The sequence below is a fragment of the Streptomyces sp. EDA2-14 genome, from assembly GCF_054963755.1.
In genome coordinates, this window is record NZ_JBUEGE010000001.1 from 905,797 (window position 1) to 927,807 (window position 22,011).

The 22,011-nt window shown below is 71.8% G+C and carries 17 protein-coding genes; 7 read left to right on the top strand and 10 right to left on the bottom strand.

The annotated features are described in order from the left end of the window. Positions 1 to 68: 68 nt before the first annotated feature. The 7 genes from aceE to ACY34M_RS04060 form a co-directional block, all read right to left on the bottom strand. On the bottom strand, positions 69 to 2,774 hold the full coding sequence (gene aceE / locus ACY34M_RS04030) for a pyruvate dehydrogenase (acetyl-transferring), homodimeric type (protein WP_462717637.1): 2,706 nt from the start codon (positions 2,772 to 2,774) through the stop codon (positions 69 to 71). Between the two features lie 234 nt (positions 2,775 to 3,008). Continuing rightward, positions 3,009 to 3,632, bottom strand: coding sequence for a GntR family transcriptional regulator (locus ACY34M_RS04035; protein WP_462717638.1), 624 nt, complete (start codon positions 3,630 to 3,632; stop codon positions 3,009 to 3,011). 244 nt (positions 3,633 to 3,876) lie between these two features. Beyond that, positions 3,877 to 5,649 carry a 2-oxoglutarate dehydrogenase, E2 component, dihydrolipoamide succinyltransferase gene (gene sucB / locus ACY34M_RS04040; RefSeq protein WP_462717639.1) on the bottom strand — a complete coding sequence of 591 codons (1,773 nt, stop codon included), beginning with the start codon at positions 5,647 to 5,649 and terminating at the stop codon, positions 3,877 to 3,879. A gap of 97 nt (positions 5,650 to 5,746) precedes the next feature. Next, a complete protein-coding gene (gene lpdA / locus ACY34M_RS04045; protein WP_462717640.1) occupies positions 5,747 to 7,135 on the bottom strand; it encodes a dihydrolipoyl dehydrogenase in 1,389 nt (462 codons plus the stop codon). Between the two features lie 295 nt (positions 7,136 to 7,430). After that, positions 7,431 to 8,954 carry a leucyl aminopeptidase gene (locus tag ACY34M_RS04050; RefSeq protein ID WP_462717641.1) on the bottom strand — a complete coding sequence of 508 codons (1,524 nt, stop codon included), beginning with the start codon at positions 8,952 to 8,954 and terminating at the stop codon, positions 7,431 to 7,433. Between the two features lie 178 nt (positions 8,955 to 9,132). Further along, the gene (locus ACY34M_RS04055) at positions 9,133 to 9,873 is read right to left on the bottom strand and encodes an adenosylcobinamide-GDP ribazoletransferase (RefSeq protein WP_462717642.1); all 741 of its coding nucleotides are present in this window, start codon (positions 9,871 to 9,873) and stop codon (positions 9,133 to 9,135) included. A gap of 23 nt (positions 9,874 to 9,896) precedes the next feature. Beyond that, on the bottom strand, positions 9,897 to 10,964 hold the full coding sequence (locus ACY34M_RS04060) for a nicotinate-nucleotide--dimethylbenzimidazole phosphoribosyltransferase (protein ID WP_462717643.1): 1,068 nt from the start codon (positions 10,962 to 10,964) through the stop codon (positions 9,897 to 9,899). Positions 10,965 to 11,163: 199 nt separating this feature from the next. Here ACY34M_RS04060 and ACY34M_RS04065 point away from each other — a divergent pair, with 199 nt between their 5' ends. Then, entirely contained in the window at positions 11,164 to 12,234 is a 1,071-nt protein-coding gene (locus ACY34M_RS04065; protein ID WP_462717644.1) for a class I SAM-dependent methyltransferase, read from the top strand. A 15-nt stretch (positions 12,235 to 12,249) separates the two neighbouring features. Here ACY34M_RS04065 and ACY34M_RS04070 read toward each other — a convergent pair whose 3' ends face one another. Further along, positions 12,250 to 13,455 (bottom strand): bifunctional adenosylcobinamide kinase/adenosylcobinamide-phosphate guanylyltransferase, encoded by a 1,206-nt coding sequence (locus ACY34M_RS04070; protein WP_462717645.1) that lies wholly within the window; start codon positions 13,453 to 13,455, stop codon positions 12,250 to 12,252. 93 nt (positions 13,456 to 13,548) lie between these two features. Between ACY34M_RS04070 and ACY34M_RS04075 the strand changes: the two genes are divergently transcribed. Continuing rightward, on the top strand, positions 13,549 to 13,770 hold the full coding sequence (locus ACY34M_RS04075; RefSeq protein ID WP_462717646.1) for a hypothetical protein: 222 nt from the start codon (positions 13,549 to 13,551) through the stop codon (positions 13,768 to 13,770). A gap of 118 nt (positions 13,771 to 13,888) precedes the next feature. Here ACY34M_RS04075 and ACY34M_RS04080 read toward each other — a convergent pair whose 3' ends face one another. Both ACY34M_RS04080 and ACY34M_RS04085 read right to left on the bottom strand, forming a co-directional pair. Continuing rightward, a complete protein-coding gene (locus ACY34M_RS04080; RefSeq protein ID WP_462717731.1) occupies positions 13,889 to 14,596 on the bottom strand; it encodes a class I SAM-dependent methyltransferase in 708 nt (235 codons plus the stop codon). A 92-nt stretch (positions 14,597 to 14,688) separates the two neighbouring features. Then, positions 14,689 to 15,285 carry a DUF3043 domain-containing protein gene (locus ACY34M_RS04085; RefSeq protein WP_462717647.1) on the bottom strand — a complete coding sequence of 199 codons (597 nt, stop codon included), beginning with the start codon at positions 15,283 to 15,285 and terminating at the stop codon, positions 14,689 to 14,691. Between the two features lie 251 nt (positions 15,286 to 15,536). Between ACY34M_RS04085 and ACY34M_RS04090 the strand changes: the two genes are divergently transcribed. From ACY34M_RS04090 to ACY34M_RS04110, 5 genes are all read left to right on the top strand, one after another. After that, positions 15,537 to 16,334: a PspA/IM30 family protein gene (locus ACY34M_RS04090; RefSeq protein ID WP_462717648.1), complete on the top strand. Its 798-nt coding sequence runs from the start codon at positions 15,537 to 15,539 to the stop codon at positions 16,332 to 16,334. Between the two features lie 40 nt (positions 16,335 to 16,374). Beyond that, the gene (gene pspAA / locus ACY34M_RS04095) at positions 16,375 to 16,653 is read left to right on the top strand and encodes a PspA-associated protein PspAA (RefSeq protein WP_462717649.1); all 279 of its coding nucleotides are present in this window, start codon (positions 16,375 to 16,377) and stop codon (positions 16,651 to 16,653) included. 57 nt (positions 16,654 to 16,710) lie between these two features. Beyond that, complete coding sequence (locus ACY34M_RS04100) at positions 16,711 to 17,985, top strand: sensor histidine kinase (protein ID WP_462717650.1); 1,275 nt, start codon at positions 16,711 to 16,713, stop codon at positions 17,983 to 17,985. Further along, positions 17,982 to 18,671: a response regulator gene (locus ACY34M_RS04105; RefSeq protein WP_462717651.1), complete on the top strand. Its 690-nt coding sequence runs from the start codon at positions 17,982 to 17,984 to the stop codon at positions 18,669 to 18,671. Before ACY34M_RS04100 ends, ACY34M_RS04105 begins: the two co-directional genes overlap by 4 nt. Before the next feature lie 177 nt (positions 18,672 to 18,848). Then, entirely contained in the window at positions 18,849 to 21,983 is a 3,135-nt protein-coding gene (locus tag ACY34M_RS04110) for an efflux RND transporter permease subunit (RefSeq protein WP_462717652.1), read from the top strand. Positions 21,984 to 22,011: the final 28 nt, after the last annotated feature.

Here is a 22,011-nt window from a genome sequence, read left to right on the forward strand (position 1 = left end):
ATTCACGCACGCGTGCCCCGCCCCGGCAATCGGGACGGGGCACGCACAAGCCCGTACAGCTACAGGAACTACAGGCCGTAGCGCTCGCGCGCCTCCTTCACGGCCGTCGCCTTGACCTCGCCGCGGCGGGCGAGCTGGGCGAGGGCCGCGACGACGATCGACTCGGCGTCGACGCCGAAGTGGCGGCGGGCGTCCTCGCGGGTGTCGGAGAGGCCGAAGCCGTCCGCACCGAGCGAGGTGTAGTCCTGCTCGACCCACTGCGCGATCTGGTCGGGGACCTGGCGCATGTAGTCGGAGACGGCCAGGACCGGGCCCTCGGCGCCGGCCAGCGCCTGGCGGAGGTACGGCACGCGCTCCTCGCCGTCGAGCAGCGCCTCGTCGGCCTCGAGGGCGTCGCGGCGCAGCTCGGTCCAGGAGGTCGCGGACCACACGTCGGCGGCCACGCCCCAGTCCTCGGCGAGCAGCTGCTGCGCCTTGAGCGTCCAGTGGATCGCCGTACCGGAGGCGATGAGGTTGGTGCGCGGGGCGTTCGCCGCCGCCACGTCCACACCCGCGGTCTCCGCCGTGTTGAACCGGTAGAGGCCCTTGACGATGGCCTCGTCGAGACCGTCCACGGCCGGCTTCGCGGGCTGCGGCATCGGCTCGTTGTAGACCGTCAGGTAGTAGAAGACGTCCTGGTCCTCGCCCGGCTTGGCCTCGCCGTACATGCGGCGCAGGCCTTCCTTCATGATGACCGCGATCTCGTACGCGAACGCCGGGTCGTAGGTCAGGGCCGCCGGGTTGGTGGCCGCGATCATCGGGGAGTGGCCGTCCGCGTGCTGGAGACCCTCACCCGTCAGCGTCGTGCGACCGGCGGTGGCGCCGATGACGAAGCCACGGCCCATCTGGTCGCCGAGCTGCCAGAACTGGTCGCCCGTGCGCTGCCAGCCGAACATCGAGTAGAAGATGTACAGCGGGATCATCTGCTCGCCGTGCGTCGCGTACGACGTGGCGGCGGCGATGAAGTCCGCGAGCGAACCGGCCTCGTTGATGCCCTCGTTGAGGATCTGGCCGGACTCGGACTCCTTGTAGTACATGAGCTGGTCGCGGTCGACCGGGTCGTACGTCTGGCCCTTGGGCGAGTACAGACCGAGCGACGGGAACAGCGACTCCATGCCGAAGGTGCGCGCCTCGTCGGGAATGATCGGCACCCAGCGCTTGCCGGACGTCTTGTCCCGTACGAGGTCCTTCAGGAGGCGTACGAGCGCCATCGTCGAGGCGACGGACTGGGAGCCGGAGCCCTTGTCGAACGAGGCGAACGCCTTGTCCGCGGGGGCGGGCAGCGGCGCGAGCGGCTGCGTACGGCGGGCCGGGGCGGGGCCGCCCAGGGCGGCGCGACGCTCGCCCAGGTAGCGCAGCTCGGGGGAGTCCTCGGCGGGACGCGCGTACGGGACGACGCCGTCCTCGAACCTGCTGTCCGGGATCGGCAGGTCAAGGAGGTCACGCATGTCCTTGAACTCGTCGATCGTCAGCTTCTTCATCTGGTGGTTGGCGTTCTTGGACTCGAAGCCCTTGCCGAGCGTGAAGCCCTTCACCGTCTGCGTCAGGATGACGGTCGGCTTGCCCTTGTGCTCGACGGCCGCCTTGTACGCCGCGTACACCTTGCGGGGCTCGTGGCCGCCGCGCGAGGTGTGGAAGCACTCGGAGATCTTGTCGTCGGACAGGACCTTCGCGAGCTCGATCAGCGCCGGGTCGGTGCCGAAGAAGTTCTCGCGGATGTAGGCCACGTCGCGGGTCTGGTACGTCTGGAACTGGGCGTCCGGGACCTCGCGCAGGCGGCGCAGGAGCGCGCCGGTGGTGTCGAGCTGGAAGAGCTCGTCCCAGGCGTTGCCCCACATGGACTTGATGACGTTCCAGCCGGAGCCGCGGAACTGGGCCTCGAGCTCCTGCACCACGCGGAAGTTCGGGCGGACCGGGCCGTCCAGGCGCTGCAGGTTGCAGTTGATGACGAAGGTCAGGTTGTCCAGACCCTCGCGGGCGGCGAGCGTGAGCGCCGAGGTCGACTCGGGCTCGTCCATCTCGCCGTCGCCGAGGAACGCCCAGACGTGCGAGTTCGACGTGTCCTTGATGTTCCGCGCGGTCAGATAGCGGTTGAACCGCGCCTGATAGATCGCGGACAGCGGGCCGAGGCCCATGGACACCGTCGGGAACTCCCACAGCCAGGGGAGACGACGCGGGTGCGGGTACGACGGCAGGCCGTTGCCCCCCGCCTCGCGGCGGAAGTTGTCGAGCTGCTGCTCGCTGAGGCGGCCGTCGAGGAAGGCGCGGGCGTAGATGCCGGGCGATGCGTGGCCCTGGATGTAGAGCTGGTCGCCCGAGCCGTCGCCCTCCTTGCCGCGGAAGAAGTGGTTGAAGCCCGTCTCGTACAGCCAGGCGGCCGAGGCGAAGGTGGCGATGTGGCCGCCGACGCCGTGTTTCGAACCGCGGGTCACCATCGCCGCCGCGTTCCAGCGGTTGTACGCGGTGATCTTGGCTTCCATCTCCTCGTCGCCGGGGAACTCCGGCTCGGCGGCGGTGGGGATGGAGTTCAGGTAGTCCGTCTCAAGAAGCTTCGGCAGCGCCAGGCCGCCCGCTTCGGCGCCTTCCAGCGTCCGCCGCATGAGGTATGCGGCGCGGTGCGGCCCGGCCGCCTGAGTAACGGCGTCCAGGGAGGCCTGCCATTCGGCGGTCTCCTCGGGGTCGCGGTCCGGGAGCTGGTCGAGCTCGCTCGGCTGGATGCGCATGGGGTCGGTCATAGTCGCCGCACGCCTTCCTGAGTCGAAAGGGGTTGGGTGGGGGTGCCCGTTGTCTTTGGCAGGACAGGGCGGGGTCCCGGTGGGGACCCGTCGGCGACTGTAACTCCCTGATCGATGATCGATCAAAGGATTCACCCGCAAAATCTCTTCAGATCGAGAAAGTCGGCACAGAGTGTCGTGCTTTCGATCGCCCGGGGCACGCAGTGCCTGGTCAGAGCTGCGGACCGTGACGCCTCATGCGCGCGGCGCGCACCCGAGCACGTGGGCCTTCACGAGCGCCGCGATCTCCGGGTCACGGCGCCGGAACGCGGCGACGAGATCGGCGTGCTCCTCCGCGTACGACTGCTGCACGGTGCCCAGCCAGCGGATGGACAGCGCGGTGAAGACTTCGATGCCCAGGCCCTCCCAGGTGTGCAGCAGCACCGAATTGTCCGCTGCCCGCACCAGCGCCCGGTGGAAGGCGACCGTGTGCCGCACCTGGGCGGTCCCGTCCGCCTCCTGGTCGGCCCGGTAGAGGGCCTCCACGTGGGGTTCGAGGGCCGAGCAGTCCTCGGCCAGGCGCTCGGCCGCCAGCTCCGCCGCGATGGCCTCCAGGCCCGCCCTGACGGGGTAGGACTCCTCCAGGTCCGCCGCGGAGAGGTTCCGTACGCGCACGCCCTTGTTCGGTGCCGACTCGATGAGCCGCAGCGACTCCAGCTCCCGCAGCGCCTCCCGCACCGGGGTCTGCGAGACCTCCAGCTCGGTCGCGATCCGGCGCTCCACGATGCGCTCGCCCGGCTTCCAGCGGCCGCTGACGATCCCCTCGACGATGTGCTCGCGGATCTGATCGCGAAGCGAGTGGACGACGGGCGCGGTCATGGGGGGCTCCTTGGCAGGGTGGACCCGGTGGGTCGGCGGGGACCCTTAGACAATACGGCCGCGGCCCTGGCCAGACGGGGTACGGCCGCGCATGGGGCGGGTGATGCCGGTTACAGAGAGCGTTTGTCGGGGGCGGGCTACAGAAGGGGGTGCCCGCCGGAGCGCACGGCTACGCACGCAGGGACACGACGGCGCCCCCGCCCGGAGATTTCCGGGCGGGGGCGCCGTCGTACATCCGCTGTCTTTACAGACCCAGCTCGGCGGTGAACTCGCCGGCCTCGAGGATCTGCTTGACCGTCGTCAGGTAGCGGGCGGCGTCCGCGCCGTCCACCAGACGGTGGTCGTAGGAGAGCGTCACGTACGTCATGTCACGGACGGCGATGGTGTCGCCGAGCTCCGGGTCGGAGATGACGACCGGGCGCTTGACCGTGGCGCCGATGCCCAGGATGGCGACCTGGTTCGGCGGGACGATGACGGTGTCGAAGAGGGCGCCGCGCGATCCCGTGTTGGAGATCGTGAAGGTCGCGCCGGACAGGTCGTCCGGGGCGATCTTGTTCGTGCGGACCTTGTCGGCCAGCTCGGCGGTCTTCTTGGCGATGCCCGCGATGTTGAGGTCACCCGCGCCCTTGATGACCGGGGTCATCAGGCCCTTCTCCGAGTCAACGGCGATGCCGACGTTCTCGGAGTCGAAGTAGGTGATGGTGCCCTCGTCGTAGTTCAGGCGGGCGTTGATGACCGGGTGGGCCTTCAGCGCCTGGACGGCGGCCTTGACGAAGAACGGCATCGGGGACAGCTTGACGCCCTCGCGGGCGGCGAAGCCGTTCTTCGCCTGGTTGCGCAGCTTCATCAGCTTGGTGATGTCGACCTCGATGACCGAGGACAGCTGAGCCTGCTCCTGCAGCGCCTTGTGCATGTTGTCCGCGATGGCCTTGCGGATGCGCGGCAGCTTGACCGTCTGGCCACGCAGCGGCGAGGCCTCCAGGGTCGGGGCCTTCGGCGCGGCGGCGGCCGGGGCGGCAGCGGCCGGGGCCTGGGCCTTGGCGGCCTCGGCGGCGGCGATGACGTCCTGCTTGCGGATGCGACCGCCGACGCCCGTGCCCTTGACGGTGGACAGGCTCACGCCGTGCTCGGCGGCGAGCTTGCGCACCAGCGGGGTCACGTACGCGCCCTCGTCGGCCGGGGCGGCCGGCGAGGCGGGGGCGGCCGGCGCGGCAGCGGCCGGAGCCGGGGCGGCCGGCGCGGGGGCCGGAGCAGCCGGGGCGGCGGGCGCGGCCGGAGCAGCCGGAGCCGCGGGGGCGGCCGGGGCCGGAGCCGGGGTGGGCTCGGGAGCCGGGGCCGGCTCCGGAGCGGCGGCCGGGGCGGCCGGAGCCGGGGTCTCGGCGGCGGCCGGGGCGGCGCCCGGAGCACCGATGACGGCGAGCTTGGCGCCGACCTCGGCGGTCTCGTCCTCGCCCACGACGACCTCGAGCAGCACGCCGGCGACCGGCGAGGGGATCTCGGTGTCGACCTTGTCGGTGGAGACCTCGAGCAGCGGCTCGTCCTCCGCGACCTCCTCGCCGACCTCCTTCAGCCAGCGGGTGACGGTGCCCTCGGTGACCGACTCGCCCAGCGCGGGCAGCACGACGTCGGTACCGGAGGCGCCACCGGCCGGGGCGGCGGGGGCTTCCTGAGCGGCGGGGGCCGGCTCGGCCGCGGGGGCCGGGGCCTCCTGGGCCGGAGCGGGCTCGGCGGCCGGGGCCTCGGCGGCGGCCGGGGCGGACTCGGCGGCCGGGGCGCCGGAACCGTCGTCGATGACGGCCAGCTCGGCGCCGACCTCGACGGTCTCGTCCTCGGCGACCTTGATGGAGGCAAGCACGCCGGCGGCGGGCGAGGGGATCTCGGTGTCGACCTTGTCGGTCGAGACCTCGAGCAGCGGCTCGTCGACCTCGACGCGCTCGCCCTCGGCCTTCAGCCAGCGGGTGACAGTGCCCTCGGTGACGCTCTCACCGAGCGCCGGAAGGGATACGGAAACCGCCATGGTTTCTGTTGCTCCTTAACGATGTGCAATGCGCGGCAACGCAGTGCGGAAGTCTGTGTGGTCGGTCGTCGCGCCCAGTCGCGACAGGGGGCGGGGCTCAGTCGTGCGCGTGCAGCGGCTTGCCCGCGAGGGCCAGGTGGGCCTCGCCGAGCGCCTCGTTCTGCGTCGGGTGCGCGTGCACGAGCTGGGCGACCTCGGCGGGCAGCGCTTCCCAGTTGTAGATCAGCTGGGCCTCGCCGACCTGCTCGCCCATGCGGTCGCCGACCATGTGGACGCCGACCACGGCACCGTCCTTGACCTGGACGAGCTTGATCTCGCCCGCGGTCTTTAGGATCTTGGACTTGCCGTTGCCCGCCAGGTTGTACTTCAGAGCGACGACCTTGTCCGCGCCGTAGATCTCCTTGGCCTTGGCCTCGGTGATGCCGACGGAGGCGACCTCCGGGTGGCAGTAGGTCACGCGCGGGACACCGTCGTAGTCGACCGGAACGGGGTTCAGGCCGGCCAGACGCTCCGCAACCAGGATGCCCTCGGCGAAGCCGACGTGCGCGAGCTGGAGCGTCGGGACGAGGTCACCGACGGCCGAGACGGTCGGCACGTTGGTCTGCATGTACTCGTCGACGAGGACGAAGCCACGGTCCATGGCCACGCCCTGCTCCTCGTAGCCGAGGCCCTGGGAGACCGGGCCGCGGCCGATGGCGACCAGGAGGACCTCGGCCTCGAAGGTCTTGCCGTCGGCGAGGGTCACGCGGACGCCGTCCTGCGTGTACTCGGCCTTCTCGAAGAAGGTGCCGAGGTTAAACTTGATGCCGCGCTTGCGGAAGGCGCGCTCCAGGAGCTTGGAGCTGTTCTCGTCCTCGACCGGGACGAGGTGCTTGAGGCCCTCGACGACCGTGACGTCGGTGCCGAAGGACTTCCACGCCGAGGCGAACTCGACGCCGATGACGCCGCCGCCCAGGACGATGGCGGACTGCGGGACGCGGTCCAGCTTCAGCGCGTGGTCCGAGGAGATGATGCGGTTGCCGTCGATCTCCAGGCCCGGCAGCGACTTCGGCACGGAGCCGGTCGCGAGGAGGATGTGGCGGCCCTGGATGCGCTGGCCGTTGACGTCCACGGACGTCGGGGAGGAGAGCTTGCCCTCACCCTCGATGTACGTCACCTTGCGGGAGGCGATGAGCCCCTGCAGGCCCTTGTACAGACCGGTGACGACCTCGTCCTTGTACTTCTGGACGGCGGGCATGTCGATGCCCTCGAAGGTGGCCTTCACGCCGAACTGCTCGGACTCACGGGCCTGGTCGGCGATCTCACCGGCGTGCAGCAACGCCTTGGTGGGGATGCAACCGACGTGCAGGCAGGTACCGCCGACCTTGTTCTTCTCGATCAGGGCGACGTCCAGGCCCAGCTGCGCTCCGCGCAGGGCCGCGGCGTAACCGCCACTGCCACCGCCGAGGATCACTAGGTCGAAAACGGTGCTGGCGTCGTTCGCCACGTCACGTCCTCCATGCATGTGCGCCGTACGCCGGTCTCCGACGACCGGGCGGCGGGGTGTTCGGCCGCTCGTTCTTCGGCCCTGGGTGAGGGCCCTGTCCTGCCGTACCCCATCCTCGCACTTGTCCACGGCATGCGGGACGTCGGGCTGGGGTGTGAGACGGCTGTTACACCGGAAACGGCTGTGCCGGGCGGGGACAAACACGCGGATTTCGTTGAAAGCGAACAGCCCCCGGTGCCGTGCACACGGGGGCCGTTCAGCGCTTGCGCAGGGGTTATGCGGCGCTCAGCGGAATTCAGCCGAGGTCGCCGGCCGCCGTCCGCTCCGCGAGGCGGACCAGCGTACGGACCGCGGAACCCGTGCCGCCCTTCGGCGTGTAACCGAACGGGGCGGACTCGTTGAAGGCCGGACCCGCGATGTCGAGGTGGGCCCACGCGATGCCCTCGCCGACGAACTCCTTGAGGAACAGACCGGCGACGAGGCCGCCGCCCATCCGCTCGCCGATGTTGGCGATGTCGGCGGTCGGCGAGTCCATGCCCTTGAGCAGGTGGGTCGGGAGCGGCATCGGCCAGGCCGGCTCGCCGGACTCCTCGGCGGACTCGTGGATCGAGCCGCGGAAGGCGTCGTCGTTGGACATGATGCCGAAGGTGCGGGAGCCGAGCGCCACCATCATCGCGCCGGTCAGCGTCGCGACGTCGACGATCGCGTCCGGGGTCTCCTCGGAGGCCTTGGCGATGGCGTCGGCCAGGACCAGGCGGCCCTCGGCGTCGGTGTTGAGCACCTCGACCGTCTTGCCCGAGTACATGCGCAGCACGTCGCCGGGGCGGGTGGCCGAGCCCGACGGCATGTTCTCGGCGAGCGCCAGCCAGCCGGTGACGTTCACCTCCAGGCCCAGGCGGGCGGCGGCGACGACGGCGGCGAACACGGCGGCGGCGCCGGCCATGTCGCACTTCATCGTCTCGTTGTGCCCGGCCGGCTTCAGCGAGATGCCGCCCGAGTCGTAGGTGATGCCCTTGCCGACGAAGGCGAGGTGCTTCTTCGCCTTCGTGCTCTTGTACGACAGCTTCACCAGGCGCGGGGCCGAGGAGGAACCGGCGCCGACGCCGAGGATGCCGCCGTAGCCGCCCTTGGCGAGCGCCTTCTCGTCGAGCACCTGCACCTTGATGCCGTGCTCCTTGGCCGCGGCCTGGGCCACGGCGGCGAAGGACTCGGGGTTCAGGTCGTTCGGCGGGGTGTTGATCAGGTCGCGGGCGCGGTTGAGCTCCTCGGTGACCGCGAGGGCGCGCTCGACGGCCGCCTTGTACGCCTTGTCGCGGGGCTTGCCGCCGAGGATCGCGACCTCGGCAAGCGGCGCCTTCGCGTTCTTCTTCGGGTCCTTCGGGGACTCCTTGTACGCGTCGAAGCAGTACGCGCCGAGCAGCGCGCCCTCCGCGACCGCACCGGCGTCCTCGGCGTCGTCGACCGGCAGCGCGAACGCGGCCTTCTTCGAACCGGCCAGGGCACGGGCCGCGGCACCGGCGGCGCGGCGCAGCGCCTCGGAGTCGTACGCGCCGTCCTTCTCGGGCTCGCCGCCGAGGCCGACCGCCAGCACGATGGGCGCCTTCAAGCCGGACGGGGCGGGGAGCTTGGTCACTTCGCCCTCGCCGCCACTGGCGCCGAGCGCCTCCAGGACGGAGCCGAGCTTTCCGTCGTACGCCTTGTCCACGGCTTCCGCGCCGTGCGCGACGACCGGGCCCTTGTCGCCCTTGACGACGCCGACGACGATCGCGTCGGCGCGCAGGCCGGTCGCCGCGGCAGTGCTGAGAGTCAGAGCAGTCACGGTGGTGAGGTCCCTCTTTCATCGGGTGTACCGGCTTCTTCGCCGGGGCCGGGGGTAGTTGGCCCGCCCGTGGGGGAGCCTACGCCCGTCGTACTTGCGGTGCTCCGTCCAGGTACGGGCCGCCGCTGGGGCGCTGCCCCGGACCCCGCTCCTCAATCGTCGGAGGGGCTTAACCGGCTCAGCCCAGCGCCAGGACCACCAGTGCCGCCGTGGCCGCCGTCTCGGCCACCGCGCCGAACACGTCGCCCGTCACTCCGCCGAAGCGGGAAACGCAGCGGCGCGAGAGGAGTTCGGCCGCGCCGCAGGCCAGTACGACGGCCAGGGCGGCCTGGAGCGAGAAGACGGCGGTCACCGCGACCACCACCGCCCCGACGAGCAGCGCCGTGCGCGGGGACACCGTTTCCGCGACCGCCGCGCCGAGGCCCTCCGGGCGGGCGGCCGGTACGCCGGTGCGGGAGGCGAAGGTCAGCGCGAGGCGTGCGGTCACCGCGGAGACGGCCGCGGCGAGGGCGCCGCGCTGCCACGACTGACCGAACTGGTCGGCCAGGACGGCGATCTGGGCGAGCAGGGCCAGGACGAGCGTGACGACACCGAACGGGCCGATGTCCGACTGCTTCATGATCCGCAGCGCGTCCTCCGCGGGCTTCCCGCTGCCGAGGCCGTCCGCGACGTCCGCGAGCCCGTCGAGGTGCAGCCCACGGGTCAGCGCCGCCGGTACCGCGACCGCGGCGACGGCGGCGAGCAGCGCGCCCGCCCCCAGCACCGTCAGCACCCCGCCGAGCAGGGCCGCCGCGAGCCCGACGACGAGCCCGGCCAGCGGAGCGCAGAGCATCCCCGCGCGGGCGGCGGCGCGGTCCCAGCGGGTGACCTCGACCGGGATGACGGTGAGGGTGCCGAAGGCGAACCGTATGCCGTCCATTGCTGCTGGTCGTTCCACCGGTGCTAGTCGTCTTCCTTCGCGGGCGCCGCCGTCTCCGGGAGTTCCGCCGCGAGGGAGGCCGCCGCCTGGACCAGGGGGAGGGCCAGCAGGCCGCCGGTGGCGCCGCCCACCCGGACGTCCTGGTCGAGGAGGACGTCCATGGCCATCCGGTCCAGCGCCTTCGCCTGGGCCGGCTCGCCGCTGGCGTGGGCGGCCAGCCACCAGTCGGGGGCGCGGAACGCGATCCGCTGGCCGACGAGCGCGCAGGCCGCGGAGACGACGCCGTCCAGGATCACCGGCGTCCGCCGCACCGCGCACTGGAGCAGGAAGCCGGTCGCCGCCGCGAGGTCCGCGCCGCCGACCGTGGCGAGGAGCTGGAGCTGGTCGCCGAGGACGGGGCGGGCCCGGCGCAGCGCGTCCCGGATCGCCGCACACTTGCGCATCCAGGCGAGGTCGTCGATGGGGTCGCCGCCGCGCCCGGTGACGACGGACGCGTCCGTGCCGCACAGCGCCGCGATCAGCGTGGCCGCCGCCGTCGTGCCGCCGACGCTGAGGTCGCCGAGCACGACGAGATCCGTACCGGAGTCGGCCTCCTCGTCGGCCACCGCCATGCCCGCGCGGAACGCGGCCTCCGCCTCGTCGAGGGTGAGCGCGTCCTCGGTGTCGATGCGGCCCGAGCCGCGCCGCACCCGGCGGCCGTCGACGGTCTGGGGCAGCTCGTCGGGCTCGCAGTCCAGGGACACGTCGACGACGCGCACCCCGACGCCGAGCTGGCGCGCGAGCACCGCTCCCGTGGACGCGCCCTCGACGACCTCCCGTACGAGGCCGGCCGCGCTGCCCGCCGCCCGCTTCGACACGTCGAGCGAGGCCACGCCGTGGTCGCCCGCGAAGAGGACCGCGCGGGGCCGTGCGACCGGCCGTACGGGCACGGCGCCCTGGGCGGCGCTCAGCCACTCGCCCAGTTCGTCGAGGCGGCCGAGCGCGCCGGGCGGCACGGCGAAGCGGGCCCTGCGCTCCTCCGCGTCGCGGCGGGTCCCGCCGTCGGGGCGCTCGATCAGATCGGTGAAGTCGTCGAGGTTCAGCGAGCTCATTCGCCGAACAGTACCGGCCGCCGGGGGACACCGATGGGTGCGTCCTTCCGGCGGACGCCGACGGCGGGCGGTGAGTCGCCTCCGAGGTGCCATGTGCCGCTTGTGGATGATCGGTTACGTCCTTCTCCGTGCCGAATTGTCGTACCCCGATCCCGCTCACTTGTTGTGGCACCGCAGAACATGACAGGAGCCCTCGCCCATGACCGCACCCGCCCTCCAGCCGGTCGCCGAGCGGCGCCCCGCCTACCTCACCGAACTCGCCGGGGGCACCGAACGCTTCCACGAGCCGCGGCGCCCCGACTGCCCCTGGTGCGGCAGCACCCGGCTGCGCACCCGCCTGCGCACCACCGATCTCCTCCAGCACAAGCCCGGCAGCTTCACCCTCGACCAGTGCGGTTCCTGCGCCCACTCGTTCCAGAACCCCCGCCTCACCCCCGAGGGCCTGGACTTCTACTACCGCGACTTCCGCGAGGGCCGGTACGCGGGCCAGGCCGAGTGGATCTTCGGTGAGCGCGGCTCCGACCGGCGCCACCGGGCCGCCACCCGCGCCCTCGCCGCGTTCATCGAACCGGAGAGCTGGCTCGACGTCGGCACGGGCCACGGCCACTTCCCCGCGGCCGCCCGGGACGTCCTGCCGTACACCGCCTTCGACGGCCTCGACAGCGGCGACGGCCTGGCGGAGGGGCGCAGGGCGGGCCGCATCGAGCGGGCCCACCAGGGCTCCCTCGTCGACCTCGCGCCCGAACTGGAGGGCGGCTACGACGCGTTGAGCATGTTCCACCACCTGGAGCACTCCCGCGACCCCCGCGAGGAACTGAAGGCCGCACGCCGCGTCCTGCGCCCCGGCGGGCATCTGCTGATCGAGGTCCCCGACCCCGAGAGCCGCTTCGCGAAGCTGCTCGGCAAGTGGTGGATCTCGTACTTCCAGCCCCAGCACCTGCATCTGATCCCGCTCGCCAACCTCCGCACCGAACTGCGCGCCCTCGGCTACACGGTGGTCGCCGTCGACCGCCGCGAGGCCCACGTGCCGCTCGATCTCGCGGCCGGCCTCGCCCTGTTCGCGGGCCGCCACCTGCCCGACGCCGACGACCCGTGGCGCGCCAAGGCCCCCAGCGAGGCCCAGCGGATCCTGCGCGAGATCCTGACGCGGGCCGTCGCGCCCGCGTTCCTCGCCGCCCGCGCGGCCGACCGGCTCCTCGCCCCGCTCGCCCGCCGCAGCCGCTTCTCCAACGCGTACCGGGTGATCGCCCGCCGCGACCCCGACGCGTAGGCCGGGGGCTCCCGGTCAGCCGCGCAGCGCCAGCGCCTGACCGGCGACGACGAGCAGCACGTGCTCGCACTCGGCCGCGAACGCCGCGTTCAGGCGGCCGAGTTCGTCCCGGTAGCGGCGTCCCGACGCGGTCGCGGGCACGATCCCCGAACCGACCTCGTTCGACACGGCGACGACCGGCCGCCGGGTGCGCCGCACGGCGTCGACGAGCGCGGCCACCTTCTCCCGCAGCGCCTTCTCGCCGCCGCCCGCCCACTCGGCGTCGTCCCAGGCGCCCACCTCGTCCATCGCGTACGTCAGCCACAGCGACAGACAGTCGACGAGCAGCGGGGCGGTGTCCTCGGCGTCCTCCAGCAGCGGCACGAGGTCGCAGGTCTCCGCGGTCCGCCACGAACCGGGCCGCCGCTCCCGGTGCGCCGCCACCCGCTGCGCCCACTCCGTGTCCCCGCCGCGCGTTCCGCCGGTCGCCACGTACAGCACGTCGGGGAACGCCTCCAGGCGCCGCTCGGCCTCCACCGACTTGCCCGACCGCGCCCCGCCGAGCACCAGCGTCCTGCGCGGCACATCGGGCACGTCCTCGTACGTGCCGACGTCCAGGGTCGTGCCGTCGGGCACGGCCCGCGCGCCCGCCGCCGCGAGCCGCCGCGCCAGCTCGGGACCGGGGAACACGTCATGGTCCAGATGGACGGCGACGACATCGGTGGTCGGACCGATCGCGCCCACCGAACGCAGCCGGGCAAGCGCGTCCGGCCGCCCGACGACATCGGCGAGCACCATCTCGTACGGCGCCCGTGGCTCCTCGAACCCCGCGGGCGCGGTGCCGGGCGGCAGATAGAGCAGCCGCTCGCCCTCCGGCCCGGTCACCTCGTAGCCGGTGCCCGGCGCGTCCAGGGCGAGCGCCCGCACCCGGTGCCCGCTCATGAGCGCAAGCTCCCGGCCGTCCGGCACCCGGCCGGGCTGCGGGAGCCCCGCGGGCACCTCGACCGCGGGCCCGTCGTGCGGATGGGAGAGCAGCACCTGCCGGACGCCGCCGAGGCTGTGCCCCGAACGGGCCGCGGCGAACGCGGCCCCCGGCGTCAGGTCGAGCAGCAGCGTCCCGTCGATCAGGACCGCCGTCGCGGCACGGGCGTCGCGGCCGAGCGCGGTCGCGCAGGCGGCGCAAGGGCAGTCGGGGCGGGGCAGCCCGTCGGGGCCACCGGTGCCGAGCAGTGTCAGTTCCACAGGAAGATCCTCCCGCGCCCCCTTGATCGACGCGCGCCCGGATAGGCTTCCGGGGACAGCGGCAGAGCGGACGACCGATACCGGGAGGCTGACATGGCGGCGTGGACGTGGCGGTTCGAGAAGTCCGACGGGACGGAGGTGTCTCCCGCGGTGGAGCCTGAGGAGTTCACCACGCAGGGGGACGCCGAGTCCTGGGTCGGCGAGTACTGGAAGCAGCTCGCGGACGGGGGAGCGGACCAGGTCACCCTCTTCGAGGACGACAAGGTCATCTACGGCCCGATGGGCCTCCATGCGGAGGAAGCGGAAGCCAATTGAGCCCCGCCGGCGATTGAGGCGCGGGGTCCGGGGCAGCGCCCCGAGGCGTCACCAACGGCGCCGTGGTTGCGGCCCGGACCCCGGTGCTCAATCGCCGCAGGGGCTTGAGCAGCGGACCTCAGCCCCGTACCCCGCACAGGTGCAAGAGCGCCGCCACCCGGCGGTACGGATCAGAACGACCCGCCTTCTCCTCCGCGGCGAGCAACGTCTGCAGCTCCCCGTGCTCCGGCACCACCGCGTCGTCCGCGGCCTGATCGGTGAAGACCCGCACCCCGTACCAGGAGTGCAGCGGCGCCCCGATCCCGGCGAGCGTCTCCGTCAGCGGGCCGAGCCGGTCGGCCCTGACGTCGAGCCCGAGCCGGTTCGTGTACTTCGTCGACTCGAAGGCGCCGAGCGCGGTGATCCAGTCACCGGCGAGCCCGGGACGCATCGCGAGCGCGTCCCCGTTGCGCACGACGAGGGAGAGCAGCCCGCCCGGCGCCAGCATCCGGGCCAGGCCCGCGAGCAGCGCGTCGGGATCCTCGACGTACATCAGGACGCCGTGACAGAGCACGACGTCGAAACTGCCCGGCAGGAAGTGGACACCGGTCTCCATGCCGCTGCCCTGCACGAGCCGGACCCGGTCCCGCACCCCCGCGGGCTCCGTGGCGAGCGTCCGGCGCGCCACGGAGACCATCTCCGGATCCTGCTCCACCCCGGTCACCTTGTGCCCGGCGCGGGCCAGGCGCAGCGCCTGCGTGCCCTGGCCCATCCCCACGTCGAGCACCCGCAGCCGCTGGCCGACGGGGAACCGCCCGGCCAGCTGCTCGTCGAGCTGCCGGGCCACGAGCTCCTGCCGCACGATGTTGCGCAGACCGCCGAGCTTGTCCAGCCAGGAGTGCACGGCGTCGCCGGCGAAAGCCTCGGTGCTGTCCGCGCTCAGGGCCGCTCTCCGCGCTTGACCTGCGGCTTCGGCAGGCGCAGTCGCTTCATCTGGAGCGTGCGCATGAGCGCGTACGCGACGGCGCCCTTGCGGCGCTCGTTCGGGAACTTCTCCGCGAGGATCTTCTTCAGGCGGAAGCCCGTGACGGCCGAGTCGATCACGATCGCGACGATCACGAACAGCCACAGCAGCAGCGCGATGTTCTGCAGCGAACCGACGCGGATCATGCTCAGGACGAGAATGACGACGGCCATCGGCAGGAAGTACTCGGCGATCGCGAACCGCGAGTCGACGAAGTCGCGGGCGAACTTGCGCACCGGACCCTTGTCGCGGGCCGGCAGATAACGCTCGTCACCGTTGGCCAGCGCTTCGCGCTGGCGCTGCATCGCGGTGCGGCGCTCGTCGCGCGAGCGGGTGCGGGCCTCCTTCGGCGTCATCTTGGTGTTGGCCACGCTGCGGCGCTGCGTCTGGGCCTCGCTGCGCTTGGGCGTGGGGCGGCCCTTGGGCGCCTGCGGGTCTCGGGGCTCTTTGGACATGGTCACCTTGGCCTGCGCGGCCTGGGCCTTGTCGTCCTTGGATCGGCTACGGAACACAATCGCCAGGGTACGTGGTGGTCATGCATCGACCACAGGGCCGTGGGGAACGATCCGACAACACCCGGCGTCCTCCGTCAGGGGTCATCTACTCCTTGCGCCGGATCGGGGCCGTCATCAGTCGTCCTCGGGTATGAGCGCATCCGTACCTGAACAGTGCGGTAATAGAGGCAGGACCCGTACTGTGGTTTCTGTCGCAGTGCCGGAGCTGGACCAAGGCTGGATCTGTCAGAAGGGGGCGCGCGAAGCCCATGAGCGGTGTCATGAAGCGTATGGGGATGATCTTCCGCGCGAAGGCGAACAAGGCCCTTGACCGGGCCGAGGACCCGCGCGAGACCCTCGATTACTCGTACCAGAAGCAGCTGGAGCTGCTCCAGAAGGTACGCAGGGGAGTCGCCGACGTGGCGACGTCCCGCAAGCGACTGGAACTGCAGCTGGGGCAGCTCCAGTCCCAGTCGTCCAAGCTCGAGGACCAGGGCCGCAAGGCCCTCGCGCTCGGCCGGGAGGATCTGGCCCGCGAGGCGCTCTCCCGCCGCGCCGCCCTCCAGCAGCAGGTCACCGACCTGGAGACGCAGCACCAGACGCTCCAGGGCGAGGAGGAGAAGCTCACCCTCGCGGCCCAGCGGCTCCAGGCGAAGGTCGACGCCTTCCGCACCAAGAAGGAGACGATCAAGGCGACCTACACCGCGGCGCAGGCGCAGACCCGGATCGGCGAGGCGTTCTCCGGCATCTCCGAGGAGATGGGCGACGTCGGCATGGCGATCGAGCGTGCCGAGGACAAGACCGCCCAGATGCAGGCGCGCGCCGGTGCCATCGACGAGCTGCTCGCCTCCGGTGCCCTCGACGACCCCTCCGGCATGGCCAAGGACGACATCCAGGCCGAGCTGGACCGGCTCTCCGGTGGTACGGATGTAGAGCTGGAGCTTCAGCGCATGAAGGCGGAGCTGTCCGGTGGCTCGTCCTCCTCGCAGACCGCGATCGAGGGCGGCCAGGAGCAGGCTCAGCCGGCGCAGCAGCCCCGGGACACCCCGCGCTTCGACAAGCAGTAGTGCCTGTACGCAGTGCCTGTAGTGCCTTGAGGAGGCCGACATGATCGTCCGGATCATGGGGGAGGGCCAGGTGGAGTTGGCGGACGACCACTTCACCGAACTCAACAAGCTCGACGACGAGCTGCTCGCCGAGATGGAGAGCGGGGACGAGGCGGGGTTCCGCCGCACGCTCACCGCTCTCCTGGACGCGGTCCGCCGCCTGGGCGCTCCGCTGCCGGACGACGCCCTGGAACCGTCGGAGCTGATCCTGCCCGCGGCCGACGCCACGTTGGCGGAGGTCCGCGACATGCTCAGCGACGACGGCCTGATCCCGGGGTAGCCGGGCTTGATGTGACGGCACCGGTGCCGCGCGAGGCGACCCGATACCGTGAACCCGGTGAACCGCTTCGTACGGTGGGCCAGGACGCATCCGCTGGCCCTGGACGCCTCCCTCGCGCTGGGCGTCCTGCTCTGCATGGTCGCCGGTTCCTTCGTGGACCCGCACGGACCGGAGGGCACCTACGCCTGGGGCGCCAGAACGCCGAACGCCCTCAGCCTCGTGCTGATGCTGCTCGGCGCCGCCGCCCTCGTGTTCCGCCGCCGCGCCCCGCTCCCCGTACTCGCCGCGACGGCCACTGTCTCCGTCGTCGAACTGGTCACCGGCGACCCCCGCGCCCCCGTCGTGATGTCCGCGGTCGTCGCCCTCTTCACGGTCGCCGCCACCACGGACCGCCCCACCACCTGGCGCGTGGGCCTGGCCACGATGGCGGTGCTGACCGGCGTCGCCATGTTCGCGGGCCCGCTGCCCTGGTACTCCCAGGAGAACCTCGGCATCTTCGCGTGGACCGGCATGGCCGCCGCCGCGGGCGACGCGGTCCGCTCCCGGCGCGCCTTCGTCACCGCGATCAGGGAGCGCGCCGAACGCGCCGAACGCACCCGCGAGGAGGAGGCGCGGCGCCGCGTCGCCGAGGAGCGGCTGCGGATCGCCCGCGATCTGCACGACGTCGTCGCCCACCACATCGCGCTCGTCAACGTGCAGGCGGGCGTCGCCGCGCACGTCATGGACCGGCGGCCCGACCAGGCCAAGGAGGCCCTGGGGCACGTCCGCGAGGCCAGCCGCTCCGCGCTGGGCGAACTGCGCGCCACGGTCGGCCTGTTGCGGCAGACCGGGGACCCGGAGGCGCCCACCGAGCCCGCTCCCGGACTCGACCGGCTCGACGACCTCGTGGACACCTTCCGCAACGCGGGCCTGCCCGTGGAGGTGGCGCGCGCGAAGGACGCCCCCGCGCTGCCCGCCGCCGTCGACCTCGCCGCCTTCCGTGTCGTACAGGAAGCGCTGACGAACGTACGCAAGCACGCGGGCCCCGACGCCAAGGCCGAGGTCAGCGTCGTACGGGTGGGTCCCAATGTGGAGATCACCATCCTCGACAACGGGCCCGGCGCCGCGGCCGCGTACGGCGACCACCCCAGCGATCCCGACGAGCCGGACGCGAACGGCGGGCACGGACTGCTCGGCATGCGCGAACGCGTCACGGCGCTCGGCGGCACCCTCACCGCGGGACCGCGCTACGGCGGCGGTTTCCGCGTCCATGCGATCCTTCCGACCAAGGCCCGCACCGGCGGCGCCGACCCCGCCGAAGGCACCAACACCTCCGAGGACGCCACCACATGACCATCCGGGTACTCCTGGCCGACGACCAGGCCCTGCTGCGCAGCGCCTTCCGCGTGCTCGTCGACTCCGAGCCCGACATGGAGGTGGTGGGGGAGGCGTCCGACGGCGCGGAGGCCGTCCGGCTCGCCCGCTCCGAGCGCCCCGACGTCGTGCTCATGGACATCCGGATGCCCGGCACCGACGGCCTCGCCGCGACCCGTGAGATCACCGCGGACCCGGAGCTCTGCCACGTGCACGTGGTGATGCTGACGACGTTCGAGGTCGACGAGTACGTGGTGCAGTCGCTGCGGGCCGGCGCCTCCGGCTTCCTCGGCAAGGGCGCCGAACCCGAGGAACTGCTCGGCGCCGTGCGCATCGCGGCCGCGGGCGACGCCCTGCTCTCACCCGTCGCGACCAAGGGCCTGATCGCCAAGTTCCTCGCGCAGGGCGACGGTTACGAGGACGGGGAGCGCCCCACGGACGGCAGCGCCGAGCGGCTCGCCGCGCTCACCGGGCGCGAGCGCGAGGTCCTCGTGCAGGTCGCGGGCGGCCACTCCAACGACGAGATCGCCGAGCGCCTCACGGTCAGCCCGCTCACCGTGAAGACCCACGTCAACCGCGCCATGGCCAAGCTCGGCGCCCGCGACCGCGCCCAACTCGTCGTCATCGCGTACGAGTCGGGGCTGGTCCGTCCACGGGTGGAGTGACCCCGACGGGGCGCGTACTACGGGCGCAGTAGGCGGCGGGTAAGAACGGCACCTGGGAGCGACGCCCCGGTTCGCACGGATGACCGAGGGTGGACCGTGGGTCCCACGCCTGCCACCGCACGACTTGTCATGGCACGGGCCTTCATCTTCCGCTCACGTCACTCGGAGACCCGATCCATGTCCTGGCTGTCGAGATTCAGCCTCGCCCAGCGCGCCCTCATCGGACTGATGTCGATCATCGCGATCGTCTTCGGCGCGATCGCGATCCCTCAGCTCAAGCAGCAGCTGCTGCCCTCGATCGAACTGCCCATGGTCTCCGTCGTCGCCCCCTACCAGGGCGCGTCCCCGGACGTGGTGGAGAAGCAGGTCGTCGAGCCGCTCGAGAACTCCATCGACGCCGTCGACGGAATCACCGGCGTCACCTCCACGGCCAGCGAGGGCAACGCCCTGGTGATGGCCCAGTTCGACTACGGCACGGACGGCAGCAAGCAGCTCGTCGCCGATGTCCAGCAGGCGGTCAACCGGGCCCGCGCCCAGCTGCCCGACGGCGTCGACCCGCAGGTCGTCGCCGGTTCGACCGACGACATCCCGACCGTCGTGCTCGCCGTCACCTCCGACAAGGACCAGCAGGCGCTCGCCGACCAGCTCGACAAGGCCGTCGTACCGACGCTGAAGGACATCGACGGCGTCTCCCAGGTGACGGTGGACGGCGTCCGCGACCTCCAGGTCGACATCACGCCCAGCGACCGGAAGATGGCCGCGGCCGGGGTGAACGCCCAGGCCCTCGCCGAGTCCCTGAAGGCCGGCGGCGCGACCATGCCCGCGGGCTCGCTCGACGAGGCGGGCAAGAACCGCACGGTCCAGGTCGGCGGCGGCTTCACGTCCCTGAAGCAGATCCAGGACCTGATGATCACGGGGGAGGGCGTAAGGAAGCCCGTACGCCTCGGTGACATCGCGACCGTGCAGCAGCAGCCGTCCACGGCCGACTCGATCACCCGCACCGACGGCGAGCCCAGCCTCTCGCTCGCGGTCACCATGGACCACGACGGCTCCGCCGTCTCCATCTCCGACGCCGTCAAGGACAAGCTGCCGCAGCTCCGTTCGGACCTCGGCTCCGGCGCCGACATCACGGTCGTCAGCGACCAGGGCCCGGCCGTCTCGAAGTCGATCTCGGGCCTGACCACGGAGGGCGCGCTCGGCCTGCTCTTCGCGGTGATCGTGATCCTGATCTTCCTGGCGTCGCTGCGCTCGACGCTCGTGACGGCGGTCTCCATCCCGCTGTCCGTGGTGCTCGCGCTGATCGTCCTGTGGACCGGCGACCTGTCGCTCAACATGCTCACGCTCGGCGCGCTGACCATCGCGATCGGCCGCGTCGTCGACGACTCGATCGTCGTCCTGGAGAACATCAAGCGCCATCTCGGCTACGGCGAGGAACGCAGGGAAGCGATCCTCAAGGCCGTGCGCGAGGTCGCGGGCGCGGTGACCTCCTCGACGCTGACGACCGTGGCGGTCTTCCTGCCGATCGGCCTGGTCGGCGGCATGGTGGGCGAGCTGTTCGGCTCGTTCTCCATCACGGTGACGGCGGCGCTCCTCGCGTCCCTGCTGGTCTCGCTCACGGTCGTCCCGGTCCTCTCCTACTGGTTCCTGCGCCCGCCCAAGGCGGCCCGCGGCGTCGACCCGGAGGAGGCCCGGCGCAAGGCCGAGGAGAAGGAGGCGCGCTCCTGGCTTCAGCGGATCTACGTTCCCGTGCTGCGCTTCGCGACGCGCCGCCGCTTCACCAGTCTGCTGATCGCGGTGGTCGTGCTCGTCGGCACGTTCGGCATGGCGCCGCTGCTCAAGACGAACTTCTTCGACCAGGGCGACCAGGAAGTCCTCTCCATCAAGCAGGAGTTGCGGCCCGGCACCAGCCTGTCGGCGACCGACGCCTCCGCGAAGAAGATCGAGAAGATGCTTGCGGGCATCGACGAGATCGAGGACTACCAGGTCACCATCGGCTCCTCCGGCTTCATGGCGGCCTTCGGCGGCGGCACCGACACCAACCAGGCGTCGTACCAGGTGAAGCTGAAGGACAGCCACACCTACGAGGCCACGCAGAAGCGCATCGAGCGCGAGCTCGGACAGCTCTCCGGCATCGGTACGACGACCATCGCGGCCGGTGGCGGCTTCGGCAACCAGGACCTGTCCGTGGTCGTGAAGGCCGCCGACGGCGACGTACTGGAGAAGGCCTCCGAGCAGGTCCGCTCCGCGGTCGCCTCGATCGACGACGTCACGGACGTCTCCAGCGACCTGTCGCAGTCGGTGCCGCGAATCTCGGTGAAGGCCAACTCCAAGGCGGCCGCCGCCGGGTTCAACGACACCACGCTCGGCGCCGCCGTCACCCAGGCGGTGCGCGGCACCACCAGCGGCAAGGCGACCATCGACGACACCGAGCGGGACGTCGTCGTGAAGTCGGCGAAGCCGGCCACCACGATGGCCGAGCTGAAGAAGCTGCCGATGGGCCCGCGCGGCCTCACCCTCGGCGACATCGCCACGGTGAAGACGGTCGACGGACCGGTCTCGATGACCCGGATCGACGGCGCCCGCGCGGCGACGATCACGGCGAAGCCGGACGGCGACAACACGGGTGCGGTCAGCGCCGACCTCCAGACGAAGATCAACAAGCTGGATCTGCCGAAGGGCGCCACGGCGAGCATCGGCGGTGTCAGCGAGGACCAGGACGACGCGTTCAAGAAGCTGGGCCTGGCGATGCTCGCGGCGATCGCGATCGTCTTCATGCTCCTGGTCGCGACGTTCCGCTCGCTGGCCCAGCCGCTGATCCTGCTGGTCTCGATCCCGTTCGCGGCGACCGGTGCCCTCGGGCTGCTGGTGGCCACGGGGACGCCGATGGGTGTGCCCGCGATGATCGGCATGCTGATGCTCATCGGCATCGTGGTGACGAACGCGATCGTGCTCATCGACCTGATCAACCAGTACCGGGCCCAGGGGCTCGGTGTGGTCGAGGCGGTCGTCGAGGGCGGGCGGCACCGACTGCGCCCGATCCTCATGACGGCCCTGGCGACGATCTTCGCCCTGCTCCCGATGGCGCTCGGTGTCACGGGCGAGGGCGGCTTCATCGCGCAGCCGCTGGCCGTGGTCGTGATCGGCGGTCTGATCACGTCGACGCTGCTGACGCTGCTTCTGGTGCCGACGCTCTACGCGATGCTGGAGCTGCGCAAGGAGCGGAGGGCCGCGAAGCGGGCGGCGAAGCGCGGTGACGACTCCGGGGTTCCGCCCCAGACGCCGGCCACGGACCCGGAGCCGGCGAACGTGTAGCGGCTACCGCCGCTTTGGTGCGGGGCGA

Excerpts from the sequence above, each read along its gene's own strand:
- aceE (WP_462717637.1), bottom strand. The coding sequence starts at position 2,774 with ATGACCGACCCCATGCGCATCCAGCCGAGCGAGCTCGACCAGCTCCCG.
- ACY34M_RS04055 (WP_462717642.1), bottom strand. The coding sequence starts at position 9,873 with ATGGACGGCATACGGTTCGCCTTCGGCACCCTCACCGTCATCCCGGTC.
- ACY34M_RS04105 (WP_462717651.1), top strand. The coding sequence starts at position 17,982 with ATGACCATCCGGGTACTCCTGGCCGACGACCAGGCCCTGCTGCGCAGC.
- ACY34M_RS04065 (WP_462717644.1), top strand. The coding sequence starts at position 11,164 with ATGACCGCACCCGCCCTCCAGCCGGTCGCCGAGCGGCGCCCCGCCTAC.
- ACY34M_RS04035 (WP_462717638.1), bottom strand. The coding sequence starts at position 3,632 with ATGACCGCGCCCGTCGTCCACTCGCTTCGCGATCAGATCCGCGAGCAC.
- pspAA (WP_462717649.1), top strand. The coding sequence starts at position 16,375 with ATGATCGTCCGGATCATGGGGGAGGGCCAGGTGGAGTTGGCGGACGAC.
- ACY34M_RS04090 (WP_462717648.1), top strand. The coding sequence starts at position 15,537 with ATGAGCGGTGTCATGAAGCGTATGGGGATGATCTTCCGCGCGAAGGCG.
- ACY34M_RS04060 (WP_462717643.1), bottom strand. The coding sequence starts at position 10,964 with ATGAGCTCGCTGAACCTCGACGACTTCACCGATCTGATCGAGCGCCCC.
- ACY34M_RS04075 (WP_462717646.1), top strand. The coding sequence starts at position 13,549 with ATGGCGGCGTGGACGTGGCGGTTCGAGAAGTCCGACGGGACGGAGGTG.
- ACY34M_RS04110 (WP_462717652.1), top strand. The coding sequence starts at position 18,849 with ATGTCCTGGCTGTCGAGATTCAGCCTCGCCCAGCGCGCCCTCATCGGA.
- sucB (WP_462717639.1), bottom strand. The coding sequence starts at position 5,649 with ATGGCGGTTTCCGTATCCCTTCCGGCGCTCGGTGAGAGCGTCACCGAG.